The organism is Alicyclobacillus sp. ALC3 (genome assembly GCF_028751195.1).
Taxonomy (GTDB): Bacteria; Bacillota; Bacilli; order Alicyclobacillales; family Alicyclobacillaceae; genus Alicyclobacillus_L.
Window position 1 is genome coordinate 1913788 of record NZ_CP066784.1, and the last position, 14883, is coordinate 1928670.

At 51.8% G+C, this 14883-nt stretch carries 19 protein-coding genes; 10 read left to right on the top strand and 9 right to left on the bottom strand.

The annotated features are described in order from the left end of the window. Positions 1-6 precede the first annotated feature (6 nt). Positions 7-849, bottom strand: a complete 843-nt coding sequence (locus JC200_RS08985) for a DUF4097 family beta strand repeat-containing protein (protein WP_274435922.1) — start codon at positions 847-849, stop codon at positions 7-9. A 139-nt stretch (positions 850-988) separates the two neighbouring features. On the opposite strand from JC200_RS08985, the gene JC200_RS08990 reads away from it, so the two are divergent. Both JC200_RS08990 and JC200_RS08995 read left to right on the top strand, forming a co-directional pair. Beyond that, entirely contained in the window at positions 989-1522 is a 534-nt protein-coding gene (locus JC200_RS08990; protein ID WP_274435923.1) for an RNA polymerase sigma factor, read from the top strand. Continuing rightward, positions 1500-1886 (top strand): hypothetical protein, encoded by a 387-nt coding sequence (locus JC200_RS08995; protein WP_274435924.1) that lies wholly within the window; start codon positions 1500-1502, stop codon positions 1884-1886. The genes JC200_RS08990 and JC200_RS08995 overlap by 23 nt, the downstream gene beginning before the upstream one ends. A 90-nt stretch (positions 1887-1976) precedes the next feature. Here the strand turns inward: JC200_RS08995 and JC200_RS09000 are convergent, their stop codons facing one another. From JC200_RS09000 to JC200_RS09010, 3 genes are all read right to left on the bottom strand, one after another. Then, positions 1977-2819: an undecaprenyl-diphosphate phosphatase gene (locus JC200_RS09000; RefSeq protein ID WP_274435925.1), complete on the bottom strand. Its 843-nt coding sequence runs from the start codon at positions 2817-2819 to the stop codon at positions 1977-1979. Positions 2820-3011: 192 nt separating this feature from the next. Then, entirely contained in the window at positions 3012-4280 is a 1269-nt protein-coding gene (locus JC200_RS09005) for an MFS transporter (RefSeq protein ID WP_274435926.1), read from the bottom strand. 51 nt (positions 4281-4331) lie between these two features. Then, entirely contained in the window at positions 4332-5120 is a 789-nt protein-coding gene (locus JC200_RS09010; RefSeq protein ID WP_274435927.1) for a sulfite exporter TauE/SafE family protein, read from the bottom strand. A gap of 247 nt (positions 5121-5367) precedes the next feature. Here JC200_RS09010 and JC200_RS09015 point away from each other — a divergent pair, with 247 nt between their 5' ends. The 7 genes from JC200_RS09015 to JC200_RS09045 all read left to right on the top strand — a co-directional run bounded on the left by JC200_RS09015 (position 5368) and on the right by JC200_RS09045 (position 9628). Next, positions 5368-5628 carry a metal-sensitive transcriptional regulator gene (locus tag JC200_RS09015; protein WP_274435928.1) on the top strand — a complete coding sequence of 87 codons (261 nt, stop codon included), beginning with the start codon at positions 5368-5370 and terminating at the stop codon, positions 5626-5628. A 139-nt stretch (positions 5629-5767) separates the two neighbouring features. Continuing rightward, positions 5768-6073: a rhodanese-like domain-containing protein gene (locus JC200_RS09020; protein ID WP_274435929.1), complete on the top strand. Its 306-nt coding sequence runs from the start codon at positions 5768-5770 to the stop codon at positions 6071-6073. Positions 6074-6128: 55 nt separating this feature from the next. Further along, positions 6129-6431, top strand: a complete 303-nt coding sequence (locus JC200_RS09025) for a rhodanese-like domain-containing protein (RefSeq protein ID WP_274435930.1) — start codon at positions 6129-6131, stop codon at positions 6429-6431. Positions 6432-6443: 12 nt separating this feature from the next. Continuing rightward, positions 6444-7568 carry an MBL fold metallo-hydrolase gene (locus JC200_RS09030; protein ID WP_274435931.1) on the top strand — a complete coding sequence of 375 codons (1125 nt, stop codon included), beginning with the start codon at positions 6444-6446 and terminating at the stop codon, positions 7566-7568. A gap of 191 nt (positions 7569-7759) precedes the next feature. After that, on the top strand, positions 7760-8413 hold the full coding sequence (gene pdo / locus JC200_RS09035) for a protein disulfide oxidoreductase (protein ID WP_274435932.1): 654 nt from the start codon (positions 7760-7762) through the stop codon (positions 8411-8413). A gap of 459 nt (positions 8414-8872) precedes the next feature. Further along, positions 8873-9364: a hypothetical protein gene (locus tag JC200_RS09040; protein ID WP_274435933.1), complete on the top strand. Its 492-nt coding sequence runs from the start codon at positions 8873-8875 to the stop codon at positions 9362-9364. A gap of 15 nt (positions 9365-9379) precedes the next feature. After that, the gene (locus JC200_RS09045; protein ID WP_274435934.1) at positions 9380-9628 is read left to right on the top strand and encodes a hypothetical protein; all 249 of its coding nucleotides are present in this window, start codon (positions 9380-9382) and stop codon (positions 9626-9628) included. A gap of 100 nt (positions 9629-9728) precedes the next feature. Here JC200_RS09045 and JC200_RS09050 read toward each other — a convergent pair whose 3' ends face one another. Then, a complete protein-coding gene (locus JC200_RS09050) occupies positions 9729-10025 on the bottom strand; it encodes a hypothetical protein (RefSeq protein ID WP_274435935.1) in 297 nt (98 codons plus the stop codon). A gap of 92 nt (positions 10026-10117) precedes the next feature. Here JC200_RS09050 and JC200_RS09055 point away from each other — a divergent pair, with 92 nt between their 5' ends. Then, complete coding sequence (locus tag JC200_RS09055) at positions 10118-10327, top strand: hypothetical protein (protein ID WP_274435936.1); 210 nt, start codon at positions 10118-10120, stop codon at positions 10325-10327. Between the two features lie 20 nt (positions 10328-10347). Here the strand turns inward: JC200_RS09055 and JC200_RS09060 are convergent, their stop codons facing one another. The 4 genes from JC200_RS09060 to JC200_RS09075 form a co-directional block, all read right to left on the bottom strand. After that, a complete protein-coding gene (locus JC200_RS09060; RefSeq protein ID WP_274435937.1) occupies positions 10348-11064 on the bottom strand; it encodes a TVP38/TMEM64 family protein in 717 nt (238 codons plus the stop codon). Positions 11065-11787: 723 nt separating this feature from the next. Then, positions 11788-13386: an ATP-binding cassette domain-containing protein gene (locus JC200_RS09065; protein ID WP_274435938.1), complete on the bottom strand. Its 1599-nt coding sequence runs from the start codon at positions 13384-13386 to the stop codon at positions 11788-11790. A gap of 162 nt (positions 13387-13548) precedes the next feature. Further along, on the bottom strand, positions 13549-14250 hold the full coding sequence (locus JC200_RS09070) for a hypothetical protein (protein WP_274435939.1): 702 nt from the start codon (positions 14248-14250) through the stop codon (positions 13549-13551). Then, complete coding sequence (locus tag JC200_RS09075; RefSeq protein ID WP_274435940.1) at positions 14243-14746, bottom strand: RNA polymerase sigma factor; 504 nt, start codon at positions 14744-14746, stop codon at positions 14243-14245. Before JC200_RS09075 ends, JC200_RS09070 begins: the two co-directional genes overlap by 8 nt. Between the last annotated feature and the right edge of the window lie 137 nt (positions 14747-14883).

Sequence of the window (14883 nt, forward strand, 5' to 3'; positions counted from 1 at the left end):
GTGCAGTCACACTCCCTGGAAGTGAATCGAGCCCATGTTGTTTGTGCAGGTCAGGACGGCAAGCGGGCCCAATCCTGGTACTGTATCCGACAGTTGATTACCGGATGCCACCACGTTTGCGCTCGGCACATTGACGCTTGATTGCCCCAAGCTTGTCGACAAGTTGTACTGTACCTTTTGCGCCTTTGTGTCGTTAACTGTGATGCTACCCATGTTGTTGACGAAGTTATTTTGCTTCGCGAGAGGGCCGGTGTACGTGATTTCACCCATGTTCGCCTGAATCGACAAAGCGTCGGTGACAGCCGCAGACACGTCCACAGCTCCCATGTTCGCGTGCAAACTCAGGTCTTGGTAGGAACCGCCCTGCACCCGAATCTTTCCCAGAGAGTTCTCTACCTGCAAGCGCGCTCCCTGTGGGACGTAAATCGTGATCGTTACCCTGTGGAGTGTACCATGTGGGGAAGTCAGAGTTACGTTGCTACCGCTTTGATCGTTGGTTGCTGTGAACTTAATCTGTTTTTGTGCCTGTGACAGCGGAACTCCGAACGCGCCTGAGACCTGAACAGAAGCGTCCACCTGAATTTGCCGACCGGAAGTTGGAAGCACAGTCAACTCGCCGAGCGGCGTGGAAAAGTCAAAGGTCTTCGTGGATGGCACTGTAAAAGACTGGTGGAGTTGCTTGTTGAGGTATCCACCAGCAACTGGGGTCGAAACCCCGACAAACCGAAAGTCAGCCAATCCCCCACTCACAGTCCGGGACAGGACAGCGACCATCCCGGCTAGTACGGCTACAAACACCAAGGACAGAACGGTAACTGAGACCACCTTCGTCTTCTTCGTCAACATCATAGTCACTCACCCCCATGCGAGCTCTTTCATCTATGAGAGCCCCAAACTCCAGCTTTGTTTCAGATCAGTCAAAAGAATCTTGTCGGTCAGAACGCGTAAGCGCATAATGCAGGTAATGACACAGACGGAGGGTTCCTCGATGAACAAGGAACCGCAATCACTGTACCAACAGTGGGTAGAGGACTACTACGAGGATGTTTATCGCTGGTGCCTTCGCTACGCCGGAAACCCGCATGACGCGGCGGACCTGACACAAGAGACTTTCACGAGCGCGTTCCGCCACTTTGAGCAGTTTCGCGGGGACTCCTCCGTGCGGACCTGGCTGTTGACAATCGCAACGCGGGCATTTTTGCGATCGCGACGTCAAGCACACTGGCGCTGGCGCTCACACGACGTGATCGACTTGGAGACTTGGGTTGATCCGGGGAACACTGAGGATGAGGCGATTTTGCGTTGGGAACAGTCCCGTATCTGGGACTGGGTGCGGGAACTGCCGGACAAAGAGCGTGTGGCAATTAGCTTGTTCTACGGCGAAGAATTGTCGTACCAGGAAGTGGCTACAGTCATGGACGCCACGCTGTTCCAGGTCCGCAACTACCTGCACAGAGGACGCGAGCGGTTGAAAAAGCGCTGGCAGAAGGAGGCAGATTGTGAAAAACGACTTCATCGTTGAACAGTTAACACGAAGCGCGCCACACCCCACGCCTCCGCCAGAGCTAAAAGAGCGGTTGCTTGAGATTGCGCGGACACAGGAAAACCGTGCAACTACGCGCGGCTCATGGTCTCTGGCAGTCGTCAGCCTTGGAACAGCAGGCGGCTTGGTTGTGACGGCTTGTTTATTGGTTTGGGCCAGCCTAGGCTCCCCCGCCGGCCTGCACGCCGCTGTCTCTCTTTACACCACAGCAGTCCGTTCCTTCTTTGCAGTCGACCGAATCCTCGCTGGGATTAGCCCTTTGGCGATGGCTGTGCTGTGGGCAGCTCTCGGCCTGCTCGTCGCGGCGCTTTGTCTGCGTTGGCACCGCCTGTACTGGCGTTGAGTTTCCCAACTAAATGAGGTTCGCACGTGCACAAACACCCCCCAAACCCTGATTGGGCTCGGGGGTGTTTGTGCGCTAGTTGCGATGTGCTTAAAAGTGGATGTGAGCGACTGCCAGACCTGCGACGATGACACCGACCACGATAGAATACGCCGCAAACGGGCGGAACGCCCGCACTTCATGTGTACGGAAGTAGCGCATCAAAAACGCGGTGCTAAGGAATGCCACAACGCCTGCAAGCAGTCCGCCGACAATCCCTGCGCTCAGCATGTGTGGTGCGTGCGCCTTTAGCATCTTCGGCACCTCGAGAACACCTGCGCCTGCGATGATGGGTGTGGCCAACAAGAAGCTGAATCGAGCAGACTCTTCATACGAGAAACCAAGGCCCATGCCGGCAGTCATGGTGACACCGGAGCGCGAAAAGCCAGGAATTAAGGCGAGCACCTGCGCACAGCCGACAAGGAAACTCTGCAGATAGGTCATCTGTCGAATTTCACGGTTCCCCGCGCGGCGGCTCCAACGGTCAGCGAGGAGCAGTACCAAACCATTGATGGCGAGAAAAATACCTGCCGAAACCGCTGACGGGAACAACGCCTGAAACTTGTGTTCGAACAACTTCCCGATAATGGCGGCAGGAATCGTCGCGACAACAATCAAAAGGAACGTGCGCTTTTGCGCGCGAACGCGAGACGAGCGAGACGACTGAAATAAGGAGCCAATCAGTTCAATCCAGTCTCGGATGAAGTAGATGAACAACGCTAAAGCCGTGCCCAAGTGCAACATGACAACAAACGGCAGAAACTGCTTCGATTTGAGGATGTTTGTCCAGTGCAGCAGGTACGGGAGCATCACAGCATGTCCAACACTGCTCACTGGAAACAGCTCCGTAATCCCCTGGACCAGAGCAGTAATGATAATTTGCGACCAATGCATCGGTATGTACAACATCCCTTCTTCAAAATCGCGTTCTTACCTCTCATCCTACTACAGATAACAGCATATGAGTGCTGTCAGTTTCGCCTAGTCCACCCCATTTACATGATATTTAGAGAAGATTGACCCCAACTTCACAGAACGGCACTGCCGCCCCATCACGCGAAATCCCGGGCGGAGCTTGGTTCTACATCACGACTGCCGTCCGCGCCGAGGGTGGGTCTCCGTCATACGAAACAGTAAAACTGTCATGGAGATGAGCACGACAATGCCAATTAAGTATAGACTGCTCAGCATGCCGATGGAGTGAATGGATACGCCCAGCAAAAGCCCGCCGATTGCGTATCCGCCATCTCGCCACAAGCGATAGACTCCGAGCACGCCGCCACGCGCCTGCGGTGGAGCGATGTCGGCAACGGCAGCGTTCAAGTTCGGATAGAGTAATGCCATGCCAAAGCCCATGACTGCCGCCGAAGCCATCCACCAAGGGAGAGTATGACTGATTCCAAAAAGCAAAATCCCTATACCAAGCAAGCCCATTCCAGCCACAACAGGCAGCTTTCGACCAACCCTGTCGGACCACATCCCTGTCCCAAACTGTGCAAACCCCCACACCATGGTATACGTCCCGCCGATGAACCCAATCTGCGCAATGGGAACGTGGAGTTCTGCTAGGTACAGCGGCAGGACAGCCCAGACCAATGCATCAGCGAGCTTGTTCACTAATCCAGCCTGACTGCACGCGGACAGCGTAGGGTTCGCAATTGTCGTCATCCAGAAAATCTGACCAACCCTGAGGCCGCCCCGGGTTCCGATCCCAGGCTCACCTCTTTGACCTGCATGTCTGCGCGTCTCGTTCAGGACGTGTCCACGGGTCTCTCGGATGACGAGTACACTCACAGTAAGACCAATCAGTACAACAACAGCGCCGTACAGAAATGGCGCATGAGCGAGACCATAGTGTGCCGCGATGATGCCCGTGAGAACCGTCGAAATGGCAACTCCGATGTATCCAGTCGCCTCGTTGATGCCCATTGCTAGCCCTCGTTGCCTAGGCCCTGCAAGGTCAAGTTGCTGCGTTACCGTCATTGTCCAGGCGAACGCCTGGTTTGCCCCAAGAAAGATGTTTGCGATCACAATAGCCGTCCAACTGTGTACGAACAACAGCAGAGCGCTCATCGGCACACCGAGCAACCATCCAGCAATCAGAATTGGGCGCCGACCCATTGTGTCTGACAGTTGGCCAGCCACCAAATTCAGCGCAGCTTTAGTGACTCCAAAGGCCATGATAAACGTAAAAATCAACGTCAGCGATGTGATGTGATAGACATTTTTCCCGAGTAAAGGCACCACGGTACGCTCCAACCCTACCGTCATCCCCACGAAGACGGTCATCAGGACGAGCCATAAAAACTGTCTCAGGTTCGGTCGAATCCCAAGGTCGCTGGAACTGTGGCGCACGGTCATCACTCCGTCCTACCCTGACGCCGAGGGTGCGCAACCAGCGGGCGTCTACAAATGAACGACTTTCAGGTTATCGTACAACATGTAAACAGCTACGATGACGATAATCACGGAGAAAACCACTTGTAACAACCGTTTCTTCTTCCCCAACCGAGTTGACACAGCGGCTCCACCAACCCCGCCGCTAATACCGCCGACAATGTAGAGGACAAATACCCACCAGTCTACAAGACCCGAGATGGCGTACGATGCTGCCGTCGTCAAACCGAACATACCGACCGAAAACAGCGAACTGCCAATCGCATCGATCATCGTCATACCCGTCGCAAAGAGGAGTCCTGGCACGATTAGGAACCCACCGCCAATGCCGAAAAACCCAGAGATGAGTCCAGTAGCCGCCCCAGTCGCGAGGACTCGCGTGATGCGAAAACCGCGACTCTGGTCATCCTTCCTCGGTTGTTTTGTCATCAGCATCTTCCCAGCTATCACCAGCATCAAAATCGCGAACAAAAACAGTAAAGCTTTACCATTCACCGATTTTCCAATCATCGAACCGACCACGGCCGACACTGCGCCGGGCAATGCGAACGAGATGGCCGGCTTCCAGCGAACGTGCCCGGACCGCCAGTGCGGAATCAAGTTGAAGAACGCATTGACAGCTACAGCGAGCGCTGTCGTGCCGATTACGACGTGAGCGTCTTGAATACCGACTACGTACAGGAGGAGTGGAACGGCCAAAATAGACCCACCGCCACCGATCAGACCAAGCGTGAAACCGACAAGGCCGCCGGACAACAGCGCGAGAACCGTCTGAATGGCTGTCAAGTGAACCGTCAATAAAACTGCCCCCTTCGCTCGTGGCTGTTTGCTCAGCTTTCAGCTTGTTGGTTCGCTCAGGCGGATGACCCTAGGTTGTCGGTCAACTGTACGCGACGCTTTATACCTGCATGGGTATTTAGTCAATAGGTATGACAGAGCGAGACCGGGCAAAAAACGATGGGATCAAAGCCCAGTTGACAGGTACTTCTTGGGGTATAAAATACCCTTTAAGGTATTATCCATTCTGGTCCGAGGGTGAAGAAAAATGGAATACAGTACTGCGGTGTCTAATCGGCTGCGTCGAATTGAAGGCCAAATCCGCGGCGTACTCGGGATGATGGAGAACGGAAAAGATTGCGGCCAGGTAGTCGTGCAACTGTCGGCGATTCGCAGCGCGGTGGACAAGGCCATCGCTGCGATGGTGGTCGAGAACCTCGAACAGTGTATTCGGCAAGATATCGCGAACAGCAGTGATTCCCATGACACAGTGAAGCAGGCCATGGACCTTTTGTTGAAGAGTCGGTAACTCCTGTGCCGAAGATTTTGGAAATCGACGTCAGTAACATGCCCTAATAGGGCACTTTTTGTATTTTGCGACCTAGGTAGCTTGACAATATACCCTAAGGGGTATTATAACGAAGCTATGCGCATTGTGAAGGGGGGCGATGGCGATCATGGAATGCCAAGAAATTTCCGTGGGGCAGTTGAAACACGCCTTACTCAGCGGTACACACGCACAGTTAGTGGACGTCCGAGAGATTGACGAATACCGGTCTGGGCATATTGAAGGTGCCACGTTGATTCCGCTCGGTGTCTTGCCTTATCGATTAGATGAGGTCCGTCGAGACCGCGAAACGGTTGTAATCTGCCGGTCCGGGAATCGCAGCAAACAAGCCTGCCAGATTCTTTTAGAGCACGGCTATTCTAATGTGAAATCACTGCGCGGAGGACTAGCTAGCTGGAACGGCTAATGAACGCCTAATCAACGGCTAATGCTGAAACAAACAACCAACAGGAGATGAACTGATGATTACACAATGGACAGCTAATGACGTACAGCAGCGTATGACTACCGGACAACCTTTGCAAATTATTGATGTTCGCCAACCAGGGGAGTATATGTCTGGTCACATTGCCGGTTCAAAATTGATCCCGCTTGGCGAATTGCCTGGACGTCTTACGGAAATCGACCCCAACATCGAAGCCGTCATCGTCTGCCACAGTGGTGGACGTAGCAGCCAAGCGTGTGATTTCCTTCTCCGCAACGGCTACGAGCAAATCCGGAACCTCCGAGGCGGAATGATGTTCTGGGACGGAGACGTCGAATAAGGAGGTGGAGCAATGCCGAGATCCATTACTGCCGAGGAACTTAAGCGGCGCATGGATTCCGAGCAAGGAGCAATCGTTCTCGACGTGCGCGCTGTGAACGCGTACGAAGACTGGCGCATTCAGGGTGATCGACTCAAATCCGTGAACATCCAGAACAGCAAACTGAAGGAGTTCGGCATAGCGTCTTTTAGCGAGATCCCGAAGGACCGTGAAGTCGTCACTGTTTGCGCGAAAGGCGTGGCAGCGCAGGAAGCTGCCGACATGCTAGAAGAACAGGGCTACCATGCGGTTTACCTGGAAGGCGGAATGGGTGCTTGGTCGGAGTTTTACGAGCCGGTAAAGGCCGTGGACACAGAATCGGTAACCATTTACCAAGTGATGCGACTTGCCAAGGGATGCCTTTCGTACGTGATTGCTTCCGGCGATGAGGCCATCGTTGTAGACGCGGGAAGGCATATCGACCGCTACATCGAGTTTGCCAAACAGATCGGCGTAAACATCCGTGAGGTGTTCGACACGCACCTCCACGCGGATCACATCTCGGGTGGTGTAGAACTTGCACGGGCGGCAGATGCGAACTACTGGATCGCGCCCGAAGAGACCGAAGGTGCAACGTTCCAATACAACGCTTTGACCTCCGGTCAAAAGTTCTCACTTGGTGATACACATGTCGAAGTCGTAGGACTGCGGACGCCTGGCCATACCGTGGGCAGTACCAGCTTCCTGATTGCCGACAAGTTTCTCCTGTCGGGAGACACGTTGTTTGTCAGCGGGTTAGGTCGTTCTGACTTGAAAGGCCGGGCGAAGGAAATGGCCCAAATGATGTTCCACACGGTGCGCACGACAATCGCCGAGTTACCTGATGAACTGCTCGTGCTTCCGGGCCATTACTCTGACTTCCGCGAGATTAACTCAGTCGGTTTTGTTGGCGAACCGTTATCCACCATCCGCGCCAACAACGATATGTTGCACATGCAAGACGAAGATGAGTTTGTACGAATTGCCGTTGGCAATGTCGGTGTGACCCCTCCCAACCATGAGACTGTCATTGCCATCAACCGCGGCCAAATCGAAGCTAGTTCTGAACAGAAATCAGAACTTGAGATTGGCCCAAACCGCTGCGCGGTCAAGCATTAACCGGGACAACTGGCAGTAGAGGTCATGCAATGAGGGAGGAAAACCGATGCAATGGTTGCGTTCGTGCTCGCGGAATGGCATTTGCCCCGGACAGGTGATCGCGATTGGAGTCGGGAGTCTTTGGCTCATCGGCACACTGATTCACCAGTTCTTTTGAATCGCTGCTGACTGAACACTAGGAGGAGAGCAACATGCTTTCAGACAAGGACCGCTCAGCCATTGAAGAGCGACTTAGGCCCATGCGCGAGTCCGTCATCGTGGAGTTCTTTGAATCCACGCTAGGCTGTGATACATGCGCAGAGGTCAAGCAGCTTCTCCAAGAAGTGTGCGAGTTAAACAACCTGTTGCAGCTGAACGTCCACAACATTTATACAGACGAAGACCGAGCCAAAGCGCTCAATATCGATAAAGCACCGGTTCTTCACATTACGGACGATTCGTTGCGAGACACCGGAATTCGGTTCTACGGTGCTCCCAGTGGATATGAATTCGCCACTCTGTTGGAAGATATCCTGATGGTATCCAGTCGAGACTCCGGCTTGCAAGAAGCCACAAAACAAACGCTCCAGACTTTGACCGAGCCTGTTGAACTCACTGTATTCGTTACGCCGACTTGCCCCTACTGCCCGGCTGCGGTTCACCTGGCGCATAAACTTGCGTATGAATCACCTGCCATCGTCGGCAGTATGGTCGAGTGCACCGAGTTCCCAGATTGGGCAAGTCAATTCGACGTGTACGGCGTCCCAAAGACTGTCATGAACCAAAGCAAGTCAATCTTCGTCGAAGGCGCCGTTCCAGAGTCAGCGCTACTCAAGCGCATCATGGAGATCCCGACGGCGTCCTAGGGTGACCGCCCCGCCGCTTCAAAGCGACTGACACCGTAGCGATGAGCATTCTCCACTCCACTACATGCCGCTGGCCTTTGGCTAGCGGCATTTTCCTCCCCACCAGAAATAGACCTCAATTGCGCCCTATGGACTAGGACATTCTGTGTCTGACATAGATTTTCGCTACGACCAAACTACGCTTTACAGCCCCTGGCAGAAAGGAGTGACACGCTTGCCCTGCTACATTACGTTCCGGGGGATTAATGTCAACGTAACCTCACAGAACGCCGGGGTTTTTGTTGGGGATATTCGTGTCCCAGGTTGGGACGCGAACCAAAAGACTAACAGTGCACACGCCGCTATTTATGGCTCCTCAAACATCGAAGCCACTACGATTAACGTAACCGTGGATGGTCAAGAATTAATCGACGGAGTGATCAACGATCAGGACGTCAAACCCGTATGGGGGATGAACGTATGATTCAACAACGTGCAACCTCTCCAATCACTACTTGTGTCGGCACCATGACTGGGAACTCGGGTGTTTATATTTCCGCGCGTAACGTCGTGTGCGGGATCAGCCGGCATTCAAAGTCAAATAATGGATTTGGTTCGGTTGGGTCACACAACCTCATTCGCGGAAACATCAACCTCGTATACGACAACGATTCCGTAGACACGCCGATTGACGACCGTGACGTAAAGATTTATCAAAGCGACTCCGCCGTCCCCAAAGTGACACAGGTTGCTTTCGACAACATTAACGTGACAACGATCTCACAAAACTCCGGTGTCTTTGTCGGCGACGTCCAAATCACCGGAATCGACTCACACTCCAAGCAGAACAGCGCCCAAGGCACAACTTTCGGACACCGCAATGTCGAAATGCAGAACCTCAACTATGTCGAGGACCGAGACGTAATCGACGCGCCAATCCAGGACCAAGACTTCAAGGTACTGTCACGGTAACAGGAGGGGCGGCGAATGTCATCACTGATATACTTCGGTGCCATCAACACAAACACTCCACAGCAAAATGGGGGCGTCTTCATTGGCGAAATCAACTGTGGCGGATGGGACGCGAACCAGAAGCTGAACATGGCCCACGGAGCTGTATACGGCTTTAACAATATCATTTTGAACCAGCAAGCTTATCTGTTCGATAATTTCGAGGTGATAGACGGTGTTATGAACGACCAAGATTTCAAACCGATCATCAGTGCAAATTTCTAAGTAACTGTCACCTGACGGATTCGTGTATCTAGACAAACACGTTGAGAATACAGTGAACCAATCACTTCACGACACACTGTAGTCGAGGGTTCACGGACAGTTACATCAACAGGGCAACCGAGTACGAGAGGAGGAGATCACCATACCGGCTATCGTATTCATTGGTGCCAACAACTCCTACACCCCACAGCAGAATGCAGGGACCTTTATCGGGCAAATCAACAATGGCAGTTGGGAAGCGAACATGAAGTTCCAGGCCGCCAAAACCGGTAACTTTGACCTGTTGAGTGTCAATATCCAACCGTTCAATTTCTTCTATGACAGCTTTGAATTTATCGATGGAATAGTCAACACACAGCAATTCAGCCCAGACGCAGAAGGAAATGTGTAGTCTCACTCGCGGGAATCATTGCGCGATGAACACGCGCTCTTACGAATGAGGAGGGGATTGCAATTCCAGTATTAATTTTGAGCGGGGCTGTAAACACCATGACGCCACAGCAGAACGCAGGGGTTTTTCTGGGGCAAATCAACATCGGTGGTTGGGATGCCAATCAAAAGTATTCAGCCGCCAAGGCAGGCAACTTCGGTTTCTTCAACGTCAACACAAGTTATAATGTCATGAATGACAGCTTCGAGGTCATTGACGGGATGATTAACGACCAGGACTTCAAGCTTCACTTTGAAGCAAATCTATAGAATCCAACCAAAATCCGCACTCACCGTTTATTCTCCGTTGATTCTTGGCGTTCGCGTTCGGCCAAGTGTCTCCCCCGACGCTGTAACCAATAGCCAATCAACCAGATGAGAAGTACGGCTATGACACTCGCCGACACGGTAATCAAGTCTCGACGTGCCACGCCAAGGAAAATCAGTGTAATCCCTAAGTAGTACGGGATAATGCCTACAACACTCGTCCACAAGTAGTTCCAAAGCGAAACAGAGGGCAGAATACCTGCGATGTAGTTCACTATAAAAGCCGGTATTGGCGACAATCGAACGATTAATAGTCCAAATGTTCCGCGTCGCGTAACCCATGAATTCACGGTATTAAATCGCTCTTTGGAAACCCAACTGCTAACGAGTTCACTGCCAAAAGTCCGCGCTATCCAAAAGGCAATAAGCGACCCCAAAATGAACCCTGTCCAGGCATAAATCAAACCGAACGTAGCGCCATAGATTTTTAGACACATCAGTAATACCCCCTCTGTCGGCAAGGGGGTTAGACTTGCAACTGCCATAATCAATATCGCGGCAACAACACTGCCTGAGCCGGAAGAGTGCACAAGTTTAGAGATATGATTGTCTCGGTCAAGATACAAAAATCCGGCGACCAGTGCTAGCCCAAGGACTAACGATACGGAAGAGAAAATCAGGCTGCGCGCTGGCGGTCTGCCCGGCGCGAATTTTGGTGTCCGGGGCAGGCGGTTTGACATCTGAGTCCTCCCCAACGAAAAGTCACTACAAAGACACACAACCGGTGTCATTGGTTCATGGTGAAAGAAAAGTCCATGTCGTTAACATGCAACATCAGCAGGTGAACTATATGCCGTTCCCCTGAAATTCATGTTTCGCACTCCCTCTGATGACCTTGCGTCGCAGTCCATGCGTAAAACCAAGCGTGAGCGGCAAACCCGGCACGCCGCCTAAACGCTCTGCTACCACAACAAACAGCGGGGCAAACACCCGCTTCCTACTCGAAATTTGGCAGGACGACGCAGAACTACTCCGGGCAGACCTACAACAAACACCTGCTGCAGGCGTCAATATCTCAGCCGTCTCTTACGGACAATTGGATTGCGAGTTCGCCGAGGTTTAGCCACATGATGCGAGTGATGAAATCACTTTGGAATACGGGGACCCTTGGATTGTTTTGAGCGTAGACGACATCGAAGTGGTCGCTGGCATTGTATCCCTGGGGACGATAGCCAGGCAGTGTGGACCATGCACCCTGGACTGGTCATGCACTGGTCTATACTCGAGTCAAGTTTCGGACCCAATTTAATCGGACTTCGCAAATGTTTTAACGTTGGATCATCCGGGTTCACAATTGCAACGAAACTAGGCCTGATAAACTAGATCACGGCTCAACGGAAGACGGGATACAACTGGACTGCCGATAGAATTGGCAGTCCAGTTGTATCCCAGAATTTCTGCAATTAAGCTCTGACAATGTCGTCGCGTTTTGCGAGGTATTCGTCATACGACCCTGCAAAGTCGACCAGCCCGCCGGGCGTAAGTTCAATGATGCGGTTCGCTACGTCAGTGACCAACTGGCGAGCGTGTGAAACAAAGATAACGCCGCCAGAGAACTCCACTAACGCCTTTGACAGCGCGTCAATTGACTCCAAATCGAGGTGGTTTGTTGGTTCGTCGAGTACCAGTACATTGCCCTGTAAGAGCAACATCTTGCCAATCATCAAGCGTGCTGCCTCTCCACCGGACAGCACGTTTGTTGATTTATGCACTTCATCTTTCGAAAACAGCATACGGCCGAGAATACTGCGGATGCCTTGCTGATCCATTTCCGGATCAAAACTGCGCAACCACTCAATGACCGTCGTATCCGTCCGGATGGTGTCGTTGTGGTCCTGCGTAAAATACGTCGCATCCGCCGACTGGCCCCAAACGACTGTACCGCTGTCTGGTGAAAGCTCACCCATCATGACATTAAGTAGCGTCGTCTTACCAATACCGTTTGGCCCAATGATGGCGACTTTCTCTCCATTCATGATGTCAAACCTGACGTCTTTCAGCACCTGCAAATCACCAAACGATTTGTTAACGCCATCGAGCGACACAATTTGTTTGCCGAGCTGCTGCTTCGACGTGAATTTGATATAGGGCGATACCCGCGAGGATGGGCGGACTTCTTGAATGTCAATTTTCTCAATCTGCTTCTGTCGGCTCGTAGCCTGCTTGGCCTTACTCTTGTTCGCCGAAAAGCGCTGCACAAACTCGCGAAGTTCTGCAATTTTAGCGAGGTTCTTCTGGTTTTCCGCAACCAACTGCTCGCGCGCTAGCGTACTGGCTGCTACGAAATAATCGTAGTTTCCGGAGAACAGGGAAATTTGCTTATAGTCAACGTCGACCATATGGGTGCAGATGGTGTTGAGGAAATGACGGTCGTGCGAAATAATCACCATCGTCCCTTTGTGCGTCAACAAGAAATTCTCGAGCCAACGAATGGAGTCCAAATCCAGGTGGTTGGTGGGCTCGTCGAGCAGCAAGACATCTGGACGACCAAACAGCACTTGCGCTAGCAAGACACGCAATTTGAACCCGCCGACGAGTGAACTCATAGGTTCACTGTGTTTCTCCACCGCAACGCCGAGTCCTTCGAGTAGTTCGGCTGCAAAGTATTCAGCAGAGTACCCGTCCATATCGGCAAATGCGCTTTCAAGTTCGCCGACGCGCATCCCCTCTTCTTCGGACATCTCTGGCAGTGCATAGAGACGCTCACGCTCCTGCATAACCTCCCACAGTTCCGGATATCCCATCAGAACTGTATCGAGGACGCGGCAATCGTCATACGTATAGTGATCTTGCCGCAACACACCAACCCGTACGCCGGGCAGCACTGTGACCGTACCCGTAGTCGGTTCAAAGTCGCCAACGAGAATTTTCATGAACGTTGACTTGCCTGCCCCGTTTGCCCCGATCAAACCATACCGATTCCCCTCATCAAAGCTGAGGTTCACATCTTCAAACAAAATGCGACTGCCAAATGAAACGGAAATATCCTTTACACGAATCAATCAAATTCTCCTTTGATCCCGATCCCCGACCCAAAGCGGCGGAGGGGCATGTCTTTTCATCACCCCACTATATCACGAATGTTAAAACGCTGCCTTGGAAAATCCAGTTGTCAGCGGATGGAGAGACCTGTTCGCCACCCCCCTGTTCTTCAGAAACTGACATCATCGTCCACTTACGAACAGCTTGGCGGCACTTAGTATCGGTTGCGAATTCTTCGGTGCCTTCTCTATGGGTTGCATGTAAATTATTGAACAACTAGTTCCATTTGACTCCAATATGATACCGTCAACGGCTCCATGACTGTTGAAATACTCCACGGCATTTATATTCCCAATCTTTATGACTTGACTTCTTCCCTGCGCAACCTGGGCGCCAGCCATCTCTGTTACCGAGAAGCTCAGTTTGTTAGTCGAGTCGTATAGGAAGAACATAACCTGATCGATCTTATTGTGAATCATTGGGGGGGTAGTAGAAACGGTCAGGCCACTGATATTCCAATTCGTTCCACTTATCCTTGGTTTCAAAACAGTGAACTTCACTTTGTGCTGAATCCTCAAAAATGGTTGATCAACCTTGATTGTGTTTTGCCGAGGTGTGTTTTCAATAGACGACGCACTAGTGTATTGTTGCGCGACATGTATCATGACGCCCACTATGATTAACGCTGTCACGCATGCGGCTGCAACTACGGCGACGCTGGTTGTGAGTCGATCAAAGTGCTTGCGTCTAGACCTTAGCGTACCTTCATGGTCTGTATTACGGTGTTCCTCAATTATGCTGTAAATCTTGTTTCTCAACTCTCTTGGCATTTTTCGCTCAGTTAGCTTGTCATACTTCAGTCGAAGTTTATCTACCTCACGCATGAACATCATCTCCTCTCGCAAGAACTTCTCGAAGTTTTACTATGGCACGATGCAGCGTCGTCCGTACCTTAGCTTGACTCCAGTTAAGAAGTACAGCTGTTTCCGATGTGCTTCTTTTGTGAATCACCCGCTCGACAAACACCTGTCTCTGTATTACATTTAGCTGTCTCAGGCTATCTTGTAAATTCAGTTCGTCTAGCACATCCGACACCGATTCGTCCGCAAAGTCATCAATCAGCGGAATAATTGCCTGTTGCCTTCTCTTCTTCCGGAAGTACTCCCGCACACAATTGTTTGCTATGGACCAGAGCCATGTTTTCGGACTCGACTTATGATTGAACCGCTTCCATGACTGCAGTACACGAAGGAAAATATCCTGGACGATGTCTTCGGTGTCCGACTCGTCGGTAACGGTATATAAGACATACCGATAGATTTCATCACCGTGCTGTTCAAATAGCATCAGAGCGACATCGGAGACGCTTTGTTCTTCCACCTTTCATCCCCCTTTCCATTTGATTAGTGACTTTTATCGATATTTTGTTACAAACTTCTGTAAAGGTTTCCTTTTGATATTTCCACCCAAAACAAAACCGCCCCGGTGCCGGGGCAGTTGACCAAACGGTACAAGGC